Annotated in this window: 16 protein-coding genes; 5 read left to right on the top strand and 11 right to left on the bottom strand. The window is 73.5% G+C overall.

Annotation, left to right across the window (positions count from 1 at the left end):
* Positions 1-33 precede the first annotated feature (33 nt).
* Both LO763_RS02890 and LO763_RS02885 read right to left on the bottom strand, forming a co-directional pair.
* On the bottom strand, positions 34-321 hold the full coding sequence (locus LO763_RS02890; protein WP_230600419.1) for a DUF1905 domain-containing protein: 288 nt from the start codon (positions 319-321) through the stop codon (positions 34-36).
* Between the two features lie 301 nt (positions 322-622).
* Complete coding sequence (locus tag LO763_RS02885; protein WP_230600418.1) at positions 623-958, bottom strand: cupin domain-containing protein; 336 nt, start codon at positions 956-958, stop codon at positions 623-625.
* Positions 959-1,029: 71 nt separating this feature from the next.
* On the opposite strand from LO763_RS02885, the gene LO763_RS02880 reads away from it, so the two are divergent.
* The gene (locus LO763_RS02880) at positions 1,030-1,992 is read left to right on the top strand and encodes a GlxA family transcriptional regulator (RefSeq protein ID WP_230600416.1); all 963 of its coding nucleotides are present in this window, start codon (positions 1,030-1,032) and stop codon (positions 1,990-1,992) included.
* 37 nt (positions 1,993-2,029) lie between these two features.
* Here LO763_RS02880 and LO763_RS02875 read toward each other — a convergent pair whose 3' ends face one another.
* The 4 genes from LO763_RS02875 to LO763_RS29340 all read right to left on the bottom strand — a co-directional run bounded on the left by LO763_RS02875 (position 2,030) and on the right by LO763_RS29340 (position 6,856).
* Positions 2,030-2,404, bottom strand: a complete 375-nt coding sequence (locus LO763_RS02875; protein ID WP_230600415.1) for a VOC family protein — start codon at positions 2,402-2,404, stop codon at positions 2,030-2,032.
* A gap of 85 nt (positions 2,405-2,489) precedes the next feature.
* Complete coding sequence (locus tag LO763_RS02870; protein ID WP_230600414.1) at positions 2,490-3,086, bottom strand: hypothetical protein; 597 nt, start codon at positions 3,084-3,086, stop codon at positions 2,490-2,492.
* A gap of 84 nt (positions 3,087-3,170) precedes the next feature.
* A complete protein-coding gene (locus tag LO763_RS02865) occupies positions 3,171-4,964 on the bottom strand; it encodes an ABC transporter ATP-binding protein (RefSeq protein ID WP_230600412.1) in 1,794 nt (597 codons plus the stop codon).
* Entirely contained in the window at positions 4,961-6,856 is a 1,896-nt protein-coding gene (locus tag LO763_RS29340; RefSeq protein ID WP_304608762.1) for an ABC transporter ATP-binding protein, read from the bottom strand. Before LO763_RS29340 ends, LO763_RS02865 begins: the two co-directional genes overlap by 4 nt.
* A 161-nt stretch (positions 6,857-7,017) precedes the next feature.
* On the opposite strand from LO763_RS29340, the gene LO763_RS02855 reads away from it, so the two are divergent.
* Complete coding sequence (locus LO763_RS02855) at positions 7,018-8,802, top strand: ABC-F family ATP-binding cassette domain-containing protein (RefSeq protein WP_230600411.1); 1,785 nt, start codon at positions 7,018-7,020, stop codon at positions 8,800-8,802.
* A gap of 63 nt (positions 8,803-8,865) precedes the next feature.
* Here LO763_RS02855 and LO763_RS02850 read toward each other — a convergent pair whose 3' ends face one another.
* The gene (locus tag LO763_RS02850; protein ID WP_230600410.1) at positions 8,866-11,967 is read right to left on the bottom strand and encodes an NACHT domain-containing protein; all 3,102 of its coding nucleotides are present in this window, start codon (positions 11,965-11,967) and stop codon (positions 8,866-8,868) included.
* A 374-nt stretch (positions 11,968-12,341) separates the two neighbouring features.
* On the opposite strand from LO763_RS02850, the gene LO763_RS02845 reads away from it, so the two are divergent.
* Entirely contained in the window at positions 12,342-13,895 is a 1,554-nt protein-coding gene (locus LO763_RS02845) for a S8 family peptidase (protein ID WP_230600409.1), read from the top strand.
* 521 nt (positions 13,896-14,416) lie between these two features.
* Positions 14,417-15,634 (top strand): S8 family peptidase, encoded by a 1,218-nt coding sequence (locus tag LO763_RS02840; protein WP_230600407.1) that lies wholly within the window; start codon positions 14,417-14,419, stop codon positions 15,632-15,634.
* 65 nt (positions 15,635-15,699) lie between these two features.
* Here the strand turns inward: LO763_RS02840 and LO763_RS02835 are convergent, their stop codons facing one another.
* Together LO763_RS02835 and LO763_RS02830 are read right to left on the bottom strand one after the other, a co-directional pair.
* Complete coding sequence (locus LO763_RS02835) at positions 15,700-16,398, bottom strand: NADPH-dependent F420 reductase (RefSeq protein WP_230600405.1); 699 nt, start codon at positions 16,396-16,398, stop codon at positions 15,700-15,702.
* Between the two features lie 43 nt (positions 16,399-16,441).
* The gene (locus LO763_RS02830) at positions 16,442-17,095 is read right to left on the bottom strand and encodes a DUF998 domain-containing protein (RefSeq protein WP_230600404.1); all 654 of its coding nucleotides are present in this window, start codon (positions 17,093-17,095) and stop codon (positions 16,442-16,444) included.
* Between the two features lie 245 nt (positions 17,096-17,340).
* Between LO763_RS02830 and LO763_RS02825 the strand changes: the two genes are divergently transcribed.
* A complete protein-coding gene (locus tag LO763_RS02825; RefSeq protein ID WP_230600402.1) occupies positions 17,341-18,615 on the top strand; it encodes a M20 metallopeptidase family protein in 1,275 nt (424 codons plus the stop codon).
* Positions 18,616-18,685: 70 nt separating this feature from the next.
* Here LO763_RS02825 and LO763_RS02820 read toward each other — a convergent pair whose 3' ends face one another.
* Both LO763_RS02820 and LO763_RS02815 read right to left on the bottom strand, forming a co-directional pair.
* Positions 18,686-19,792: a hypothetical protein gene (locus LO763_RS02820; RefSeq protein WP_230600401.1), complete on the bottom strand. Its 1,107-nt coding sequence runs from the start codon at positions 19,790-19,792 to the stop codon at positions 18,686-18,688.
* A gap of 224 nt (positions 19,793-20,016) precedes the next feature.
* Complete coding sequence (locus tag LO763_RS02815; RefSeq protein WP_230600399.1) at positions 20,017-21,294, bottom strand: thymidine phosphorylase; 1,278 nt, start codon at positions 21,292-21,294, stop codon at positions 20,017-20,019.
* Positions 21,295-21,312 lie beyond the last annotated feature (18 nt).

The following is a 21,312-nucleotide window of genomic DNA, read 5'->3' as shown; positions in this document are numbered from 1 at the left end:
GCCCACACCTACTAGAGCACCGATACGAGATTTTCAGAGGTCCACGGTCAACCGGACCGTGACCGCATCGCCGTCATCGACGCCGGCCTTCCGGCGGACATCGGACTTCAACGGCACGATGTACGCGCCGTCCTTGGGCCACAAGGAGGTCGACCAGGCGATCTGCCCGATCCGGACGTTCGCGGGGATCATGCCCCAGCCGTAGCTGACCACCCCGGAGGCTGCCGCGAGCTCGCGGCAGCCCGCTTCGGGCACGGTCACGAAATACCAGGGCGCGGGCCCGCGCCAGTACCAGACCTCACCGCTGAACTCCAGTTCCATGCCCTGAGCATAGGAACCGGCACCGACAACCCGCGCGGCCGAACGGCCCGGGGCCGTCGCGGCGGGCAGCCCCGGGTCCGGCCATGGCGCAGGCCGCCACCGGGGTCGGAGCACCGCAGCTCCGGGTCCGGTCACAGTGCGGGCCGCCGTAGCGGGGTCGGGGAGGTGTGCCTCCGGGTCCGGTCACGGCGCGGGCCGCCGCGGCGTCGGGGAGGCGCAGGTCCGAGGCCGGTCATGGTGCGGGCCGCCGCTGCGGGGCTGGAGGCCGCATGGATTCGTGGCCGCACGAGGTCGGAGCCGGTCATGGCGCGATGCTGACGCCGAGGACTCGGGCTCCGGTCTCGGTGCGGGGGCGGTAGGGGCTCCCCGGGCCGAGCACGAGGTAGCTGCCGGGGCCGAGGCGGCGGTCGCGGTCGATGAGTTCGCCGAACAGGACGTAGTAGCAGCGCTCCTCGCCCGGGTGGAGCGCCGCCTCGGGCCATGCCACGCCCGGCACGAGGTCGTACAGCCACCCGTCGGCGCGGCCCGTCCCCGGCAGGCGCCGCCGGATGACCCCGGGAGCGACCTCGACGGGTTTGACCGCGTCGACCTGCACGGCCCGGAGGTCGTCGAGGATCGGGCCCATGGTCTCAGTCATGGGCCCATCATCGCCGGGCCCGGCGTCGGCGCGCCAGTGACAGGATCGACATGCCAGGGTACTTTCGTGCCATGGGATTGCACCGGGTCGTCGCCCTCGTCCAACCGCCGCAGGCCGAGTTCGAGCTGGGGAGCGCCGCCGAGGTGTTCGGGCTCGACCGGCCCGGCATGCCGAACCGGTACTCGTTCCGGGTGTGCGCCGAGCGCCCGGGGGTCGTGGGCACCAAGTCCGGCGGCGCCCTCTACGTCACCGACGGGCTCGGGGCCCTGGCCGAGGCCGACACGATCGTGGTCCCCGCCTGGGCGGGGAAGGACGCGGCCGCGAGTCCGGCGGTCGTGGAGGCGGTGCGGGCCGCGCATGCTCGCGGGGCCCGCCTGGCGGCCATCTGCACCGGCGCGTTCCTGCTGGCCGAGGCGGGTCTGCTCGAGGGGCGCAGAGCGACCACGCATTGGCGGTACGCCGCCGAGTTCGCGGCGCGCTACCCGGGCGTCGACGTCGATCCCGATGCGCTGTACATCGACCTGGGCGACATCGCGACCAGTGCGGGGACCGCCGCGGGGATCGACCTGTGCCTGCATCTCGTGCGCGCCGACCACGGGGCCGGCCACGCGGCGCGGATCGCCCGCCACATGGTCATGCCGCCGCATCGCGAAGGCGGGCAGCGGCAGTACGCGGTGGCGGTCGAGGAGGAGCCCGGCGAGTCCCTAGGCGCCCTGCTGGAGTGGGCCGCCGAGCGGCTCCACGAGCCGTTGACGCTCGAGGACCTGGCCGCCCGGAGCCGCCTCTCGCCGCGGACGCTCGCGCGCCGGTTCGGCGAGCAGCTCGGCACCAGTCCGGGCCGGTGGCTGCTGGCGCAGCGGATCGCGGCGGCGCGGGTGCTGCTGGAGGACACCGACCTGCCGATCGAGGCGGTCGCGGTGCGGGTCGGCCTGTCCTCGGCGGTCAACCTGCGCAGGCGTTTCCGCGACCGGGTGGGGACGACGCCCGCCGCGTACCGGCGCGCGTTCGGGCGGGAGGCGGCCCGGTCGGTGTGACCGGTCGCGGAAGCGCCTGCGGCGCTGCGGGTCCGGTTCAGGCGGGGGTGTGGCAGACCGCTTCGACGTTGTTGCCGTCGGGGTCGCGCACGAAGGCCGCGTAGTAGTGCTCGTGGTATTCGGGGTGCACGGCGGGCGCGTGGAGGACCGCGGCGCCCTGCGCGACGGCGGCGGCGTGGAACGCGTCGACCGCGGCGCGGTCGGGGGCGGTGAAGGCCAGGTGCGTTTCGCGGGCCTCGCCGGGGGTGTCGGCGGGTCCGATCCATAGTGGAGCATTGCCGTCGTCGGTGCCGTAGCCGATGACGGGGGTGAAGTCGAAGGTGCGGCGCCCGCCCAGGGCGGCGAGCACCGTGTCGTAGAAGGCCGCGGCGGCGGTCGGGTCCTGGCATTGGAGGGAGACGTGGTCGATCATGGCGCCAGTCTGGCATTCCCCACCGACATCGGGGGGCGGGAAGGGTTGGCGCTCAAGGGTGAGCGGGGCCGGCGCGCCGGGGCCGTCATTTGAGGAGGGCTTTGGCCCGCGGGGGGAGGTCGGGTTCGGTCTCGCAGTCGTCCCGGTCGTCCAGGAGGGTGCGCAGGTGCCACAGGAGGGCCGCGACGAGTGCCGACGGGACGGTGAAGACCGCGGCCCAGTGCCAGTCGAACCAGCGGCCGAGGAGCACCGTGCCGAACAGGGTGAGGACGGCGCCGGCGGTGCTGAGCCAGAGCATGACCGGGTCGGGCCGGTGCGGGCGCTTCCAGGTGAGGTGGACGGCGAACACGCCGACGCTGGTGAGCATGGCGCCGAGGAGGAGGGCGAGGCCGGTGGTGATCGGGAAGTGGCCGGCGAAGCCGGCGCCGAGGGAGAGGAGGAAGCCGCCGATGAAGAGTCCGATGATCTGGACGGGCCAGGCGGCGGTGAGGACGAGGAGGCCGCCGGCGCAGAGCAGTCTGCCGGTGGGGCCGAGGTCGCGGAGGCGGACTCGGTGGGGGCAGGGCGGGGTCCGCGCGGGGTGTTCGGGGGTCGGGTCGACGGCGTTGGGGCGGGCGCCGCTGCGGGGGTCGGCGGCTTCCACCGTGATGCGGAGCTCGTCGCCCGGGGCTTCGTGGTCCATTGGGGGCCTTCGGTCGTCGAGGGTGAAGGTCCCGGCCGTGCGCGGCCGGGACCTTCGGAATTGTAGAGAGGTGCGCGGGCGGGTTCAGCGGTAGGCGGCGGATTGGAGGGTGTAGAGCTCGGCGTAGGCGCCGCCGCGGGCCATGAGCTGGTCGTGGGTGCCGGTCTCGGCGATGCGGCCCTGGTCGAGGACGACGATGAGGTCGGCCATGGAGACGGTCGAGAAGCGGTGGGAGACGAGGACGGTGACGGTGCCGCGTTGGCGTCCGGTGTGGACGGTTTCGGCGAAGCGCTCGAAGAGGGCGTGCTCGGTCTGGGGGTCGAGGGCGGCGGTGGGTTCGTCGAAGAGGACGAGGAGGGGGTCGGTGCGCATGCGGCCGCGGCCGATGGCGAGTTTCTGCCATTGGCCGCCGGAGAGGTCGGTGCCGTCGTCCCAGCGGGTGCCGAGGCGGGTGTCGAGTCCGGCGGGGAGGTCGTCGAGGACGTCGTCGGCGCCGGCGCGGGTCATGGCGGCGCGGACGTCCGCGTCGTCGTGGCCGCCGCGGAGGTCGCCGATGCCGATGGATTCGCGGGCGGTGAACTCGAACCGGGTGAAGTCCTGGAAGGTGGCGCCGATGCGTTCGCGCCAGTCCTCGACCGCGACGTCGCCCAGGGGGGTGCCGTCGACGGTGATCGCGCCGGACGTCGGCTGGTAGAAACCGGACAGGAGTTTGACGAGGGTGGTCTTGCCCGCGCCGTTCTCGCCGACGAGGGCGACGATCTTGCCCGCGGGGAGGTGGAGGGTGACGTCGTCGAGGGAGGGCCGCTCGGCCTCGGGGTAGGCGAAGGCGACGTGGTCGAGGGTGATGCCGTGGTGGAGGCGGTCGGGCACGGCGAGGGGCACGGCGGGTCCGCTCGGCCGGGCCGCGGTGGCGCGCAGCCACATCAGGCGCGTACCGAGCTTCCCGGTGCGGACCAGGAGCGCGGTCTGGATGCCGAGGGCCCCGGCCGCGTTGGCGACCATGCCGATGAGGCTCACCAGGAGGATGACGTCCCCGGCGGTGGCCTCGCCGCGGATCGCGAGGTAGAGGACGATGCCGATGCCCGCGGCCATGCCGACCGCGGAGAGGAGGCCTTCGCCGGTGGCGAGGCGCGCGGCCTTCCACTGGCCGCGGCCGCGCTCGGCGACGACGGCCGCGCCGGTCTCGTGGTGGCGGCGGGCGACCTCGCCCGCGGACCCGAAGACCCGCAGCTCTTTTCCGGCCTCGGCGAGCGTCGCGACCTCGAACAGGTGGCGGCGGCGCCGTTCCGGCTCGCTCGTGGCCTCCTGGACCTTCACTTCGATGTCCCCGGCGCGCTTGGAGATCGCCATCGCCGCGAGGGCGACGAGCGGGAACACCAGGAGCAGCGGGTGGACGGCGAGCAGCAGCGCCCCGCCGACGAGGATGGTCACCAGGCCGCGCAGGAACTGGGCGACCCAGTTGACGGCGCCGCCGAGGAGGCCGCGGTCCTCGCGGATGCGCTGGACCTGGTCGAGGTGGCCGGGCCGCTCGTGGTGGTCGAGGCCGGGCGGGGTCCCCATGAGCTCCATGATCTCGCGGTCCGAGGCGCGGGCCGTGTGGTCGAAGACGAGGAACACGAGCTTGACGTAGACGAACACGACCGTCCACATGAGGGCGACGCCGAGGCCGAGGCCGGCGGCGGCGAGCCAGGCGTCGCGGGTCTGCCCGGTCTGGACCGAGTCGATGATGACCTTCGTGAGGTACACGGTGGTCGGCATGAGGACCGCTTGCACGATGCCGAGGACGATCTGCGCGGCGGCGGCCTTGGGGTGGGCCCTGGCGGTCACGGCGAGGGCGTACTTCAGGCCGCGGAGGCCGTTGCGGACGCGGGTGGTCATGCGGACTCCAGGGGCTTGGTGCGGGCGAGGCGGTCGGCTTGCAGGGTGAACGCTTCGGCGTAGCGGCCGCCGAGGGCCATGAGCTGGTCGTGCGAGCCGTCCTCGACGACGCGGCCGCCGTCGAGGACGACGATCCGGTCGGCGCGGCGCACGGTCGAGAACCGGTGGGAGATGACGATGGTGGTGAGACCGGCGGTGATGTCGAGGAACTGCTCGTAGAGTTCGGCTTCGGCGCGGACGTCGAGGGCCGCGGCGGGCTCGTCGAGGATGAGGACCTTCGCTCCCGCCTGGACGGCGAAGAGGGCGCGGGCCAGCGCGATGCGCTGCCACTGGCCGCCGGAGAGGTCGGTGCCGCCGCCGTACTCGCTGGAGAGGACCGTGTCGAGGCCGTCGGGGAGGGACTCGATGAGGGCGCGGATGCCCATGGGCTCGCAGGCCTTCCAGATGCGGTCGGTGTCCCCGGCGAGGTGGGGCGCGCCGAACGCGATGTTGTCGCGGACGGTGAGCTGGTAGCGGGTGAAGTCCTGGAACAGGGCGGAGAGTCGGGTGCGCCAGGCGGCGGGGGCGACGTCGGCGAGGTCGGTGCCGTCGGCGGTGATGGTGCCGGCGGTGGGTTCGTAGAGGCCGGCGAGGAGTTTGACGAGGCTGGTCTTGCCGGCGCCGTTGTGGCCGACGATCGCGAGGGAGGAGCCCGCGGCGATCTCCAGGTCGAGGCCTTCGATGACGGGGCGGTCGGCGCCGGGGTAGGCGAAGGCGACGTCGTCGAAGCGGATCGCGTGCGCCGGTGCGGCCGGGGGGAGTTCGGCGGTCGCGGGGCGCTCGTCGGCGGTGAGGCGGCCGTCGAGGGCGAGGATCTTGGGGACGGGCAGGGAGCCGAGGCCGACGAACGCGGCGGTGTCGTCGAACGCGGAGAAGTTGAACATGGTGGTGAGGGCGACGAGGTACACGGAGAGGGCGGCGAAGCCGACCGCGCCGGAGAGTCCGGCGTCGACGAGTGCGAGGCCGGTGGCGGCGGTGAGGACCAGGAGGGTGCCGATGACGCCGACGGCGGTGCGGACGCGGAGGCGCTGGTGGCGGTGGGCGTAGTCCATGCGGTCGCGCCATTGGCGGTCGTAGCGTTCGAAGAGCCAGCCCATGAGGCCCCAGACGCGGATCTCCTTGGCGGGTCCGGAGGTGATGGCGAGGTCGCGGAGGTACTCGGTCTCGCGCATCTCGGTGGAGCGCATGTAGAGCGCCTTGCCGATGCGGTTGTAGTCGGCCTGCATGGCGAGGAAGACGGCGGGCCAGGCGACGAGCCAGGCGAGGCCGATCCAGAGGTTGAAGAAGCAGAGGACGACGGAGGCGCCCGCGGCGGCGAGGAACTCGGGGGCGATGGCGGCGAGGCCGCGGACGGCGCGTTCGGGGCGGATGAAGTCGGCGCCGAGCTGGCGGGCGATGCGCAGGAGGGCAAGGACGTGGTCGTCTTCGAGGTGGGCGATGCCGGTGGGGCGGGCGACGGCGGCGAGGAGGCGGTCCTGGAGGAGGAGTTCGAGTTCGCGGCCGAGGTTGGCGGCGAGCGCGTTGTGGAAATTGTTCACGAGGCGTCCGGCGAGGAGGGCGGCGACTCCGGCGGCGAGGAGGAGGTAGGCGTCGCGGGCTTCGGGGGAGCCGGGTCCGGCCGCGGCGGCGTCGGGGACGGCGCCGATGAGGAGGCCGGTGGCGATGGTCATGGCGAGGGGGAGGGCGGCGGTGAGGAGGGTGGTGGCGGCGAACAGGGCGGTGCGGGGGCGGCTGATGCGGGGCAGGAGCCTGACGACGGCGAGGACGGCGCGGGCGGCCTCGAACCGTTCGGCCGGGGGGCGGGCGGTGTCCGGGGGCGCGGGGCGCGACGGTGCGGCCTTGGGGGATGTCATACGTATCCGATCATGACGTCATTATGACTTTTTTTGACATCATATAGAAGCGGATCGCCGTCCGCAACCCCGCCGCCACCGCGCCGCGGCCCCGCGGCCGGGCTCACCGCGCCGCCGAGCGCCTCGGCCGCGCCGGGGAACCGCAGGTAGTGTTGTCCCTCGTGTCAGCGCCCAATCTCGTGAACCTCGAAACCGTCTCGAAGGCCTACCCCGACCAGGTGGTCCTCGACGCGGTGTCCCTCGGCATCGCCGCCGGGCAGCGCGTCGGCGTCGTCGGCCGCAACGGCGACGGGAAGTCCACGCTGCTGCGGCTCATCGCCCGCCAGGACGAGCCCGACTCGGGCCGGGTGGTGCACACCGGCGGCACCCGCCTGGCCGTGCTCGGCCAGACCGACGCCCTCGACGACGCCGCGACGGTGCGCGGCCAGCTGTTCGGCGACGCCGACGCCCACGAGTGGGCCTCGTCGCCGCGGGTGCGGGAGATCCTCCAGGGCCTGTTCGGCGGGCTCGACGCGCCGGCGCTGCCCGAGGGCCTGGACTCCAGGATCGGGACGCTGTCGGGCGGGGAGCGCCGCCGGGCGGACCTGGCGCGGGTGCTCACCGCCGACGCCGACCTGCTGCTGCTCGACGAGCCGACCAACCACCTCGACATCGAGGGGATCGCCTGGCTCGCCTCGCACCTGGGCGCGACCCGGGCCGCGATCGTGGTGGTCACCCACGACCGGTGGTTCCTCGACGAGATCTGCGACGGCGTGTGGGACGTCCAGCGCGGCAACGTGTTCGAGTACGAGGGCGGGTACTCGGCGTACGTGCTGGCGCGCGCCGAGCGGGAGCGGCAGGCGAGCGTCGCCGAGGAGAAGCGCCAGAACCTCATGCGCAAGGAGCTGGCGTGGCTGCGCCGGGGCCCCAAGGCGCGCACGTCGAAGGCGAAGTTCCGCGTCGACGCCGCCAACGAGCTCATCGCGAACGAGCCGCCGCCGCGCGACACCGCCGAGCTGGTCAGCTTCGCGACCGGGCGGCTGGGCAAGACCGTGTTCGAGGCCGAGGACGTCACCGTCAAGGCCGGTGACCAGACCCTGCTCGAGCACCTCGACTGGATCCTGGGGCCGGGCAAGCGGATCGGGCTGCTGGGCGTGAACGGCGCGGGCAAGACCTCGCTGCTGCGGACCCTCGCGGACGCGGTGGCCGACCGGCAGCCCGCCACGGGGCGCATCAAGGTCGGCCGGACCGTGAAACTCGCGTGGCTCACCCAGCACATGGAGGACCTGGACGGGTCCTGGCGGGTGCTCGAGGCCGTCGAGCAGGTCGCCAAGCGGGTCCAGTTGGGCAAGAAGGAGATGTCGGCCGGGCAGCTGGCCGAGCGGCTCGGATTCGTCGGCGGGCGCCAGCGCACCCTCGTGCGCGACCTGTCGGGCGGGCAGCGCCGCCGCCTCCAGCTGGCGCGCCTGCTCATGGCCGAGCCGAACGTGCTGTTCCTCGACGAGCCCACCAACGACCTGGACATCGAGACGCTCACGCAGCTGGAGGACCTGCTCGACGACTGGGCGGGGACGATGATCGTGGTCAGCCACGACCGGTACTTCACCGAGCGGGTCGCCGACGAGACGTGGGCGCTGCTGGGCGACCGGCGGCTGCGGATGCTGCCGCGCGGCATCGAGGAGTACCTGGAGCGCCGCGCCGAGGCGTCCTCGGGGAAGCCCCAGGCGCCCGCGGCGCGGCCGGCCGCGGCGCCGAAGCCGGCGGCGGTGGACCGGGCGACGCAGAAGGAGCTGTCCCGACTGGAGCGGCGCCTGGAGAAGGTCGAGGAGCGCATCGGCGGCGTGCACGCCGAGATGGCCGAGTTCGCGACCGACCCGGGCAGGCTGGCCGAACTCCAGGAGCGGTTGTCGGCGCTGGAGACCGAGCGGGACGAGATCGAGGAGCGCTGGATGGCGCTCGCGGACTGAGCCCGGGTCGCGCGGCCGGTGCGAGGGCGCCGCCGGTGCGCGGTGCGGCACCGGCTTCGCCCCTCAGCGCAGGGCGCGCCCGCCCGCGCCGACCCGCCGCCACCATGTTCCGATCCGCTCGACCACTCCGGCCAGGCCCTTGCCGGGCAGCACCGGCGGCTCGGGGCGCCGGCGGCGCGGGGGCGCGTCCGGGTCGGGCACGCGTTCGCGCACGAGCATCAGCAGGTCGCCGCCGTCCGCGCCCGCGTCGTCGCTGCCGACCCGTGCCGAGGCGACGGCGAGTCCGGCGATCGCTCTGCGGAGGCTGTCGGCGGCGGCCTCGTCGCCCCGCAGCGAGTGCGCCACGGCCGCCGCGATGTTGAGGGCCACCCGCGCCGACCCGAGCAGGTCGGCGTCGAAGCGGGCCTGGCGCTCCATCACCGGCGCGATGTGCCGGCGGCATTCGCGGAGCAGTTCGACCGTCTTGCCCCGCAAGGGGTCGAACGGGTCGTCGGTGCCCTTCCAACCGCGCGCGGCCTCGATCGCCTCGTCGATGGCGGGCACCACCGCATCGGGGTAGACGGGGGCGTCGCCGACCGGGGCGCCGACCGCGTCGAGGTAGCGCTCCTCGGCGCCGGGGGCGGGGGTCTCGGTGTGCTCGAGCGCCTCGCGGATCCACAGCGACACCCCGATGAGGTGGGCCCGGACGGCCAGCCGGTCGTGCGGGGCCTCCCGTGCCGGGAAGGTCCCGCGGTCGATGAGCGAGCGCACGAAGTCGTTGCCGTCGAGGCCGTCGAGGTGCCCCTCCCATCCGAAGGCCGGTTCCCAACCGCGCATGCCCGCGACGACCCGCACCCGCTTGCACAGGTGGTCGAACGCTTCGGCGAAGACCGCGTCGGGGCTCAGGTGGGCGTCGACGGCCCGGGCCATCCGGAAGGTGTGGCGGAACTGCATCGGGTTGGCGACCTTGGCGTCGCCGCGCTGGGCGGCGATGTGGACGGCCAGCGCGAGGACCCGGTGGCCGCGGGTGCGTTCGCGGTCGGCCCGCAGCGCGGCGGCGACGGCGGCCCGTTCCGCCGTGAAGGAGTTCGCCACGCCTGCGGGGCAGTAGAGCCGCGGGTGGGGTTCGGCTTCGACCCACAGTGGACGTCCGACGGTCTCGGCGGGGACGGCCTTGAAGTACTCGGCGAGTTCGGCGGCCGCCGGGAGCCGGTAGCGGTGGCCGGGTTCGGCGTAGTGGTCGGCCCACAGCAGGAACTTGCGCACGTACACCGGCCACATCCCGGCGGCCGACTCGCCGTCGCGCAGCCGCCCGGGGGGCTCGAGGGCGTCGTTGAAGCGCAGGTCGGTGAGGAAGCGGGTCCAGACGGCGTAGCGGACCGGGACGGTGCACAGGTCGGCGTCGGGGCCGACGGGCACGGATTCGGCGAGGTTGCGCCGCAGCAGCCATTCGTCGACCAGGGCCCGGTTCTCGGAGTCCATCGCGGAGTGGCGTTCGAGGAGTTCGCGCAGTTCCCACTGGAGGCGCGGGTCGAGTTCGGCGGCGACCTCCATGCACTCCTCGGCCAGCAGCAGCGAATCGACGTCGCCCGCGCCCAGGCAGGCGCGGACGACCGCGTCCGCGGGGCCCTCGGCGGCCCACAGCAGCACGGTCTCGCGCCACCACACCTGGTCGATGCGCTTGGCCAGGAACGCGTCGTCGCCGTTCTCGCGGAGGGCCGCCGCGGCCAGGTACTCCTGGAGGGTGACGTGGGCGAAGCAGTAGCCGTCGTGGCCGTCCGCGACGAGGATGCCGCTCTCGACCGCCCCGCGCAGGTAGTCCTCGGCGTCGACGTGCCGCGGCGAGGCCCGCAGGCGGTCGGTGAAGATCGCCTCGGCGTCGCGCCCGCGGACCCGGCGGGTCCGCGAGCGCATCATCCGCAGGGCGAGTTCGCGCAGCGGCGCGGCCTTCAGGGCGGCCGGAAGCGGGTCGAAGCTGGAGGGCACGCTGCTCTGGGAGCGGCGCCGGTGGATGAGCATCTCGCACATCTCGCGGTAGAGCTCGGCGCGGCTGCCCGGGAGCTGCCCGCGGTAGCGATCGACGTTGCAGGTCATGGTGAGCAGCAGCGGGTTCGAGACGAGTTCGCGCAGCTGCCGGCTGTCGCCCATGTGCTTGAGCAGCCGTCCGGCGTCCTTGTCGGACCGGGCGCGCACGGCCCGGCCGCTGCGCTCGGTCTCCTGGCAGCGCACCGCGTAGCACCACTGCCGGACGAACTGCTGGATGTCGGGCCAGTCGAAGCCCTTGACGCGCACGGTGTCGGAGTCGGCCAGGACGGTGTTGTCGAGGCCGGGCCCGCGCGCGGTGACGACGAAGCGGCACTTGGGGTAGCACTCGGTCTGCGTCTTGATCCAGCGTGCGACCTCTTGGCGCGCTTCGACTCCCGCGGTCTCGTCGAGCCCGTCGAGCATGACCAGGGCCCGCCCCGACTCGAGGCGCAGCCGGACGCCTTCGGCGATGGCGCGGTGGCGCAGCGCCGGGGTCTCCTCCAGCAGTGACGCGATGGTGACGGCGGCGGGGTCGGCGAGGATGGTGTCGACGTGGTCCCGGAGGTAGATGAGCACCGGCAGGCGGCGCCGGGCGGCGCTCCGGTTCTGGCAGAGCCGGAGCGCGGTGTGGCGCAGGAGGGTGGTCTTGCCCGCGCCGGGCGGTCCGACCACGACGAGGCAGCGGCGTTCGGGGGCCTCCAGCAGGTCGAGCAGCGACCGGCCGCCGTGGCCGGCGGGGTGTCCGCCGGGGCGCACGAGCCCGGTCGCGACGTGCACTTCGGGCAGTCGCATCGCGAAGGGGCCGCGGGCGGTGAGCCCGTACAGCTGGACTTCGGCGACGTGCTCGGCCAGCTGCGCGATGTAGAGCCGCCGCTGCCGGGCGAGCCACAGCAGCCGGTGCGGGTCGACCTTCCCGGCCGCGCGCTTCGCCCAGCGCCGCCCGACCTCCTCGCTCAGCAGGCCGAGGAAGCCGAGCAGGATCAGCAGCGCCGCCGAGCCGCTCAGGGCCGGGGCGCTCATCGGGATGCGGTCGCGCACCTGCTCCCAGAAGACGGTGACCAGCAGGACCGACGGGCCGAGGGTCAGCATGCCCTTGGAGACCGCCTTGCGCAGGCGCCCGCGCTTCGCGGGGGCCGCTGCTCGCGAGGCGGGCTCGGTCATGGGCCTCCCGTCGAATGGGGCTGTCCCTTACCGATGGTAGGGGATCCATGCGACTCGGGTGAGACCGCGACGTGGGGCGGGGCGGGGCCCGGGCCCCGCCCCGCCGGCGGGCTCCGTCCCTCCCGGACGGTCGACCGGCTGGTCGAGGCGGAGCATTGTACCGTGGACGAGCGCTTCCATACTTGTTGGTAACAAGTCCTTCATTCACTGATTCACCCACCTCTTCCAGGGTCTTCACATTGCATTGTGATTTCCCTAACCTCGGTGTGAAAGCCCGAAAGGCCCGGTTCCACCGAACCGCGACCTCCGCCCCGGTGCGCCCCGTGCATCCGCATTGGGCGCCAGGCGGATGAACCGAGAGGGAGTACCCCCCTATGACCGTCTCGCACCGTTCCGTCCGACGATTGGCGGCCGCCTCGCTGGCGGGCGCCACCGCCGTCGGCATGATCACCTTCAGCGGCCTCGCCGCGCACGCCGACCCGGTCGGCGAGATCCGCGGCGCCGCGTCCCCCGACGCCGTCGACGGCGAGTACATCGTCGTCATGGACGACGGCGCCGCCTACCGCGACGCCGACGCGATCGCCGGCGACGCGGGCGCCGCGGTCATCGACGGCTACGACGAGGTCGAGGCCGTCCTCGTCGAGGCCACCGAGGCCGAAGCGCTCGAACTGTCCACCGCCGACGGCGTGGCCTTCGTCGAGCAGAACGCCGTCGTCTCGATCAGCGACGTCCAGACCGGCGCCACCTGGGGCCTCGACCGCATCGACCAGCTCGACCTGCCGCTGGACGGCGACTACGAGTACCTCGGCGACGGCTCGGGCGTCCACGCCTACATCGTGGACACCGGCATCAACGCCTCGCACGGCGAGTTCACCGGGCGCGTCGGCAACGGGTACGACTTCGTCCAGAACGACGCGACCCCGCAGGACGGCAACGGCCACGGCACCCACGTCGCCGGAACCGTCGGCGGCACCACCTACGGCGTCGCGAAGGAGGTGACCCTCCACGGCGTCCGCGTCCTCGACAACAGCGGCTCGGGCACCACCGCCGGGGTCATCGACGGCATCGACTGGGTCGCGGCCAATGCGATCGAGCCGGCCGTGGCGAACATGAGCCTCGGGGGCGGCTACTCCTCCTCGCTCAACGCCGCCGTCGAGTCCGCAGTGGACGCCGGGGTGGACTTCGCGGTCGCGGCCGGGAACGAGGACCAGAACGCCTGCAACGTCTCCCCCGCCTCCGCGCCGTCCGCGATCACCGTGGCCGCCAGCGACGACGGCGACACCCGCGCCTACTTCTCCAACTACGGCTCGTGCGTCGACGTGTTCGCGCCCGGCGTGGGCATCACCTCGGCCTGGATCGGCTCGAACTCGGCCACCAACACCATCTCGGGCACCTCGATGGCCTCGCCGCACGTGGCGGGCGCCGTCGCCGTCCACCTCGGACTGAACCCGGACGCGACCACCGACGAGGTCGCCGCGTGGGTCACCGGCAACGCCGCCGCCGACCGCGTCTCGGACGTCCAGGGCAGTCCGAACCTGCTGCTGTACACCGGGACCGAGGACGGCGGGTCCGACCCGGGCGAGCCGGGCGACTGCGCCGCGGCCAGCTCGGCGGCCGTCGCGATCCCCGACCGGGCCACCGTCGAGTCGACCCTCGCCGTCGCCTGCGACGGCACCGCCCGCAGCAACAGCGCCGTCTCGGTGGACATCACCCACACCTACCGCGGCGACCTCGCGATCTACCTGATCGCCCCCGACGGCACCAGCTACCGGCTGAAGGCCTCCGGGTTCGACTCGGGCGACGACGTCGTCGCGACCTACCCGGTGAACCTGTCGAACGAGACCGCAAGCGGCACTTGGACGCTGCGCGTGGTCGACGCCTACGCGGGCGACCGCGGCACGCTGAACGGCTGGTCGCTGGAGCTCTGACACCCGCATGAAGTACGACCGCGGGCGGAGCCCCGCCCGCGGTCCCCGCACCGGCCGCCCGGCCCTCACCGTCCGAGGCCCCGCGCTCATCGAGCGCGGGGCCTCGGACGTTCAGTCCGTTTTGGACCTTTCGCAGGATTTGACATTCAGTGATCGGTTCATCCAATACAGGGCCTTTACACGTTTTGTTCTAACAGTTAGGCTCCTCACAGGGTCTGACGGCCCGTCAAAGGCCGCTGGGCCCGGACGGGTGATGCGGGCCGGGCCACCCGGCCCGGTCCGCGCCGGACCGGACCGCGAGGTCCGATCCGCGCCGGTCCGGGCCACCGGACCCCGTCGATCCCAGGCCGCCCGTCCGCCCACGGACCGGGCGGCCGGCACGGTCCGCCGCCGACCCCCTCGGCAGCGGACCCGGGCCCGCCCCCCGCCTCGGCGCACCGGGCCCGAACCACCACCCGCCCCGGGGCGGCCGCGGCCCAAGCACCGCGAAACCCCCGGGGGACGACAGAAGGAGTGCTCCTGTGTCAAAGGCAGGAACGAAAGGGCGGTTGCGCACGGCGACCGCGATAGCAGTCGCCGCCGCGGCCGCCGGAGGCTCGCTCATCGCGGCCACCGCGTTCGCCTCGGCCGACGAGCCCGCGGACGCCGCGGACCTCATCATCGGCGCCGACTCCCCCGACGCCATCGAAGGCTCGTACATCGTCGTCCTCGACGACGCCGCCCCCGAGGGACTCAATGCGCTCGCCGACGACCTCGGCGTGGACGTCCAGGTCGAGGACACCCTCGGCCTCGTCGACGGCTACGTCGCCGAGATGACCGAGGCCGAGGCGCTCGAACTGGCCGCCGACGACGCCGTGGCCTACGTCGAGCAGGACCAGTGGGCGCACGTCGCCGAGGTCCAGGCCGACCCGCCCTCGTGGGGCCTCGACCGCGTGGACCAGGACGCGCTCCCGCTCGACGCGGCCTACGAGTACACGCAGTCCGGCGCGGGCGTCGAGGCGTTCATCCTCGACACGGGCCTGAACACCGAGCACCAGGAGTTCACCGGCCGCATCGGCGAGGGCTACGACTTCATCGACGACGACGCCGACCCGGCGGACTGCCACGGCCACGGCACCCACGTCGCCGGGACCATCGGCGGCACCACGTACGGCCTCGCCAAGGACGTCACCGTCCGCGCCGTCCGCGTCCTCGACTGCCAGGGCTCGGGCTCGTACTCGGCGATCATCGGCGGCATCGACTGGGTCGCCGCCAACGCCACCGGCCCGGCCGTGGCCAACATGAGCCTCGGCGGCTCCTTCAGCCAGGCGCTCAACGACGCGATCGCCGCAGCGGTCGACTCGGGCGTGACCTTCGCGATCGCCGCGGGCAACGAGGGCCAGGAGGCGTGCAACGTCTCCCCCGGCTCGGAGCCGAGCGCGATCACCGTGGGCGCCACCGACGAGGACGACGCCGCCGCCTCGTTCTCCAACTTCGGCGAGTGCGTCGACATCCTGGCGCCGGGCGTGGGCATCACCTCCGCGTGGATCGACGCCGTGGACGCCGAGAACACCATCTCCGGCACCTCGATGGCGACCCCGCACGTCGCGGGCGTGGCCGCGCTCTACCTCGAGGCCAACCCCGACGCCACCCCGGACGAGGTCGCCGCGGCCCTGACCGGGGGCGCCGTCGCCGACGCCGTGTCCGGAGTCAACGGGAGCCCGAACCTGTTGCTCAACACCGCGTTCCTGGCCGCATAGCCCAGTGATGAGGAAGGAGGGCCGGCGCCTCGGGCGCCGGCCCTCCGGTGCGTCCGCAGGTCTCGTCACATGTCGCGGTAGCGCTTCGCGGCCCGGAGCAGCTCCTCGAGCCGGTCGGCGGTGACCCGGCGCGGCGCGGCCGCGAAGTCGGGACCGCCGGTCGGCGCGGAGCCGAAGTACGGCACGTACGCCGCGGTGTCGCGCTGGTAGCGCCAGCCCTCGGCGAGCGGGCCGACGTCGTGGACGTCGTAGCCGATCGAGTCGATGAACGCGGCCGCGGCCCGCTTGGCGGCCTCGTCGTCGCCCGCGACGGCCAGCGCCGAGCGCTCGGGGTCGCCGCCCGGCCGGGCGAGCACGGGGAGGTGCTTGAAGAAGATGTTGTTGAAGGCCTTGACGACGCGCGACTCCGGCAGGTGGGCCTGGAGCAGCTCGCTGGTGGTGGTGGACTCGTCGTCGAGCTCGGCGATCCGGCCGTCGCGGTCCGGGTAGTAGTTGTCCGTGTCGATGACGACCTTCCCGCGCAGCTCCGCGACCGGGACGGCCCGGTAGGCGTGCAGCGGGACGGTGACCACGACGAGGTCGCCCGCCTCGGCCGCCTCGGCCGGGGTCGCCGCGCGGGCGTTGGGGCCCAGTTCCGCCACGAGCCCGGCCAGGGAGTCCGGGCCGCGCCGGTTGCTGAGGACCACGTCGTGCCCCGCCGCCACCGCCATGCGCGCGAGGGTGCCTCCGATGTTGCCGCTGCCGATGAATCCGATGATGCTCATACCGGGCGTCAACCGATCGCGGCGCCCGATGATTCCCCCGGGCCTATGACGTCTCGGTGTCGGCCCGGAGCAGGCGCAGGGCGAGGGCGGTCGTCCACGCGAACCCGACCAGGAGCGCGGCCCGCTGGTAGAAGCCGCCGTAGTCGACGAACGCCGCGGACTGGCCGAACGCGGCGCTCGCCAGGCCCATGAGGACGCCGAAGCCCAGGACCGTGAGGACGGTGTAGACCGCCCAGGGCCATGAGGTCCGCGCGAAGCGGACCGCGAGGACCAGCCCCGCGGCCATGAGGCAGGCGAAGCCGAGCATCGAGAACAGGTCGTGGAGGAAGCCCGCCGCCGTGTAGTCGGTGATCTGCTCGGGGGTGCCGGGCGGGAAGCCGCTCACCGGGTCGGACTCGAACGCCCCCGCGCCGATGAGGCCGACGCCCCACGCGGCCAGCAGGACCGGGCCCCAGAGGGAGCCGCGGCCGGGGGCGAGCACCCGGCGGGCGCCGAGCGCGAGGGCGACGGTCAGCAGCCCGGTCACCATGAAGTTCGCGTCCTGCACCCAGCCGGGGCCGCCGATCGACAGGGAGCTGATCGGGTGGCGGACGAGGTCGTAGTCGGCGCGCAGCAGGCTCTGGACCGTGGACGCGACGAGGAACAGCGGCCCGGCGGCGGCGCCGAGCAGCAGGAGCCTCCTGGTGGACAGGCGCATACGGGGTCCCCCTCGGGTCGTCGGAGCGGTGGCCGCCTCCAGCGTAGACCGCGCGGGGCGCGAGGGCATCTGCCAGAAGTCATGCCCTGCAACGGCGACGGGCTCCTCCGGCGACCGGGAGGAGCCGCCGCGGCGGGGGTCTGCCCCAGGGCGGATGCGGGGGCTGGCATGACTGCGCCCGCGGTCCTCGCCGAAACAGAATGAGGGGACGTCCGTCTCCGGCACCGCCGCCTTCTGGAGGAAGCATGTCCCGCCGCACCGCGTCCGTCACCCGCCGCGCCGTGCTCGGCGCCGCCGTGGCCGGCGCCGCCGCATCCGCGCCCGCGCCCGCGCACGCTGAAGCGAACCGCATGAGCGCCGAGGCGATCGACGGCGTCGCCGCCGGACTCGAGGACGATCTCATCGCGCTCCGGCGCGACCTGCACGCCCATCCCGAGGGCCCCGGCGAAGAGGAGCGCACCGCCGGGATCGTCGCCGAGCGACTCGCCGCGGCCGGACTGGAGGTGACCACCGGCGTCGGCGGCCACGGCGTCGTCGGCGTCCTCAGAGGACGCGGGCGCGGGCGCACCGTCGCCTACCGGGCCGACATGGACGCCGTCCCCGTCCAGGACCAGATCGACGGCACCGCCGCCCCGGCCCACCTCTGCGGCCACGACCTGCACACCGCCATCGGCGTCGGCGTCGCGCAGGTGCTCGCGCGCCTGCGCCGTCGCCTGCGCGGCACCGTCGTGTCCGTCTTCCAGCCCGCCGAGGAGTCCCTGGAGGGGGCCCGGGCCATGATCGAGGACGGGGCGCTGGACCTGGCCTGCCCCGAGGAGATCCACGCGCTGCACTGCGGGCCCTTCCCGGTGGGCGCGTTCGCGGTCAATCCCGGCGTCGGCCTCCCGGGCCAGGACCGCGGCTCGGTCGCGGTCGCCGGTGCCGACGCGGCCGGGCGGGCGGCGCGCCTCGCCGCCGAGATCGGCGCGCTCGCGACGGTGTCGCAGCCGCAGGGCCCCGCCGACCTGGAGCGGCTCATCGCCGACGTCCAGGTCCCCGACGGCCCGCTCGCCGAGTTCGTCAACATCCGGGCCCGCGTCGGCGAGCCCGACGACGCCGGCCGCGTCACGGTGGAGGTGTCCTCGCGGTGCTGGCCCGAGGAGCGGTACACCGACGTCCGGGCGGACGTCGACCGGATCGCCGCCGCCTACGGCGACGCGGTCGTGGACTTCCCGGCCGACCCGTTCCCGGCGATGGTCTGCCCCGAGCGGGAGGCCCACGCGCTCAGACGGCACCTGAAGCGTGCCCTGGGGCCGGAGTCGGTCGCCGTGATGCACGCGTCGATCCCGTTCAGCGGGGAGGACTTCGCGCTGTTCCTCGACCGGATCCCCGGCACCTTCACGTTCCTGGGCGTCGAGGCGCCCGGCGCCGGGATCGCGACCTCCTATCCGCACTTCGGGACCTTCGACCCCGACGAGCGGGCGATCGGCCACGGCGTCCGCGCCATGGCCGGCTGGCTCGCCGAACGCGCCGACCGCTGAGGCCCGAAGACGAGCGGCGGGCGGCCCCGCCGAAGCGGGGCCGCCCGTTGTCACCGGTGCGCGCCCGCGTCTAGTCGCCGTCGCCTCCGGCCCCGGCAGGCGGCAGCGCGTTGATGAACGGCATGACGTCGTTCGACGAGTCGGCGTCGAGGGAGTCCGCATAGGGGCTGGTGTACGCGGGCGCGACTTCGATCATGCCCTGCTCGCCCGAGCCGCCCACGATGCGGATGCCGAACGAGAACTGGGTCCGCGATCGGATCGACTCGGCGTAGCAGACGAAGTCGAAGCGATCAAGGACCGTGTCCTCGGCCCGGTCGTACTCCTCTCCCAGTGCGGCCTCGTCGACGCAGTTCCAGTAGGGGGCGTCGTCGAGGCTCGCCAGCTCGATCCCGTCGGGCATCCGCCCTCGGATCACGTAGGAGCCCTGGTCGTCGAAGGACATGTCGAGGCCGAGGGCCGGGCCGTCGTTGCCGAACCAGACCGGCGCGGTGTACAGGTCGCCGACCGCCCCGCCGAAGGTGTTGTTGCCGGTGACCTTGAGGTCGTACGGGTTCGCCGCGGTGACCAGCGTGACGGTGCCGGCCGTGCCCGCCGAGGGGTCCCATGCGTCGGCGGCCTCGATCCCCAGGAGGTTCTGGGACGCCGGGTCCCAGGTCACCCCGCCGTACTCGGCCTGAAGCGTCGCGGCGTCGACCGTGGCGACACGGTAGGCGCACCGGCAGACGTCATACGGGCCGGGCGCCTGCGCGAGGATCTCATAGCCGATCGGATCGGTGAGCGTCAGCGCCGTTCCGACCTGGTCCGCGACATCGGTGATCACGCATACGATGCCGCCGACCTGGCCGACGGCGGTGTCGGCGCAGTTGTCGTAGTCGGCGACCGCTTCGGCGCCGATGTAGCGGGAACCGAGCCGCGCGACCGAATCGTCGAACTCGACCACCACCGCCGCGGTGTCCGGGTCGAGACCGCGCTCCTGGAGGAACGTCGGTGTGACCGCGACGGTGGTCCCTTGCGGCGCTTCGGTGACGACGACGTCGCCGAGCAGGTAGGGGTGGTGGGGATCGGCGTCCTGGGCGACGGCCGGCGCCGCGAGGCCCGCGGTGGCGGCCAGGCCGGCGACGACCGCTGCCGCCAGGCGTGCGTTGACACGCGTGCCCGAAGAGGGTGCGGAGTGCATGGGGCTCCTTGTCCAGTCGTGTGCTGTCGTGGCAGTCGTCGTCCGCCAACAGGCGATGATGAGGGAGTCCGACTTGGACAACACGCGATGCGCACGAAAGTGGTTGCTTCCGTGGCGTTCACGGACGGAGCGGTACTGCCGGGAGGGCGCCCGGCCGAGCCCGGCGGCGACCGGCCCGGCCACCGCCGCACCGACCGGACCCGGTCCCGGCGCCGTCGCGCGCCTTATGCGGTGACGCGGTCGAGGACGATCGGGCCGCGCTCGGCGGGCTCGGCGCCCACTGACCACTGCCCTTCGAGGGTCTCCTTCGCGGCCGCGAAGCGCTCGGGGGTGTCGGTGTGCAGGCGCAGGACCGCCTCCCCGGCCTTGACCGGTTCGCCCACGGCCTTGAGGATCTCGACGCCCGCGCCCGCCTGGACCGGCTGGCCCTGGCGCTCGCGGCCCGCGCCGAGGCGCCAGGCCGCGACGCCGACCGCGTAGGCGTCCATCTCGGACACGAAGCCGTCGGCGTCCGCGGTGACCTCCTCGGTCTCGCGGGCGAGGGGGAGCTCGGCGTCGGCGTCGCCGCCCTGGGCGGCGACCATCCTGCGCCACACGTCCATCGCGCGGCCGTCGTTCAGGGCCGCCGCGGGGTCGGCGTCGGGCTTGCCCGCGGCCGCGAGCATCTCCTTCGCGAGGGCCACGGTCAGCTCCACGACGTCCTCGGGGCCGCCCCCGGCGAGGACCTCGACGGACTCGCGCACCTCCAGGGCGTTGCCCGCGGTGCGGCCCAGCGGGACCGACATGTCGGTCAGGAGCGCGCGGGTGTCGACGCCGTGGTCGGCGCCGAGGCGCACCATGGTCTCGGCCAGTTCGCGGGCCTGTCCGAACTCCTTCATGAACGCGCCCGAGCCGACCTTGACGTCGAGCACGATCGCGTCGGCGCCCTCGGCGATCTTCTTGCACATGATCGAGGACGCGATCAGCGGGATCGCCTCCACGGTGGAGGTGATGTCGCGCAGGGCGTACAGCTTCTTGTCGGCGGGGGCGAGGTCGCCGGTGGCGGCGCAGATGACCGCGCCGATCTCCTTGAGCTGCTCCAGGACCTGGGCCTCGGTCATGTCGACCTGGAAGCCGGGGATCGACTCGAGCTTGTCGAGCGTCCCGCCGGTGTGCCCGAGTCCGCGGCCCGACAGCTGCGGGACCGCGACGTCGAAGACGGCGACGAGCGGGGCCAGCGGCAGGGTGATCTTGTCGCCCACGCCGCCGGTGGAGTGCTTGTCCACGCAGCGCTTGCCCACGGACGAGAGGTCGAGCGTGATCCCCGAGCGGATCATCGCGGCGGTCCAGTCGGCGATCTCGCGCGGCTTCGCTCCGTTGAGGAAGATCGCCATCGCGAGGGCGGACATCTGCTCGTCGGCCACGGCGCCCTTCGTATAGGCGTCGATGACCCAGTCGATCTGGGCGGTCGAGAGTTCGCCGCCGTCCCGTTTGGTGCGGATGACGTCGACAGCGGTGATCATTGGCGTTCCCTCACTAGC

The organism is Glycomyces amatae (assembly GCF_020991375.1).
GTDB lineage: Bacteria > Actinomycetota > Actinomycetes > Mycobacteriales > Micromonosporaceae > Glycomyces > Glycomyces amatae.
The sequence above is the reverse complement of the archived record's forward strand: the minus strand, read 5'-3'. Positions and strand labels throughout refer to the sequence as shown.

Coding starts and splice junctions, on each gene's coding strand:
- LO763_RS02890 (WP_230600419.1), bottom strand. CDS start 321: ATGGAACTGGAGTTCAGCGGTGAGGTCTGGTACTGGCGCGGGCCCGCG.
- LO763_RS02885 (WP_230600418.1), bottom strand. CDS start 958: ATGACTGAGACCATGGGCCCGATCCTCGACGACCTCCGGGCCGTGCAG.
- LO763_RS02880 (WP_230600416.1), top strand. CDS start 1,030: ATGGGATTGCACCGGGTCGTCGCCCTCGTCCAACCGCCGCAGGCCGAG.
- LO763_RS02875 (WP_230600415.1), bottom strand. CDS start 2,404: ATGATCGACCACGTCTCCCTCCAATGCCAGGACCCGACCGCCGCCGCG.
- LO763_RS02870 (WP_230600414.1), bottom strand. CDS start 3,086: ATGGACCACGAAGCCCCGGGCGACGAGCTCCGCATCACGGTGGAAGCC.
- LO763_RS02865 (WP_230600412.1), bottom strand. CDS start 4,964: ATGACCACCCGCGTCCGCAACGGCCTCCGCGGCCTGAAGTACGCCCTC.
- LO763_RS29340 (WP_304608762.1), bottom strand. CDS start 6,856: ATGACATCCCCCAAGGCCGCACCGTCGCGCCCCGCGCCCCCGGACACC.
- LO763_RS02850 (WP_230600410.1), bottom strand. CDS start 11,967: ATGACCGAGCCCGCCTCGCGAGCAGCGGCCCCCGCGAAGCGCGGGCGC.
- LO763_RS02845 (WP_230600409.1), top strand. CDS start 12,342: ATGACCGTCTCGCACCGTTCCGTCCGACGATTGGCGGCCGCCTCGCTG.
- LO763_RS02835 (WP_230600405.1), bottom strand. CDS start 16,398: ATGAGCATCATCGGATTCATCGGCAGCGGCAACATCGGAGGCACCCTC.
- LO763_RS02830 (WP_230600404.1), bottom strand. CDS start 17,095: ATGCGCCTGTCCACCAGGAGGCTCCTGCTGCTCGGCGCCGCCGCCGGG.
- LO763_RS02825 (WP_230600402.1), top strand. CDS start 17,341: ATGTCCCGCCGCACCGCGTCCGTCACCCGCCGCGCCGTGCTCGGCGCC.
- LO763_RS02820 (WP_230600401.1), bottom strand. CDS start 19,792: ATGCACTCCGCACCCTCTTCGGGCACGCGTGTCAACGCACGCCTGGCG.
- LO763_RS02815 (WP_230600399.1), bottom strand. CDS start 21,294: ATGATCACCGCTGTCGACGTCATCCGCACCAAACGGGACGGCGGCGAA.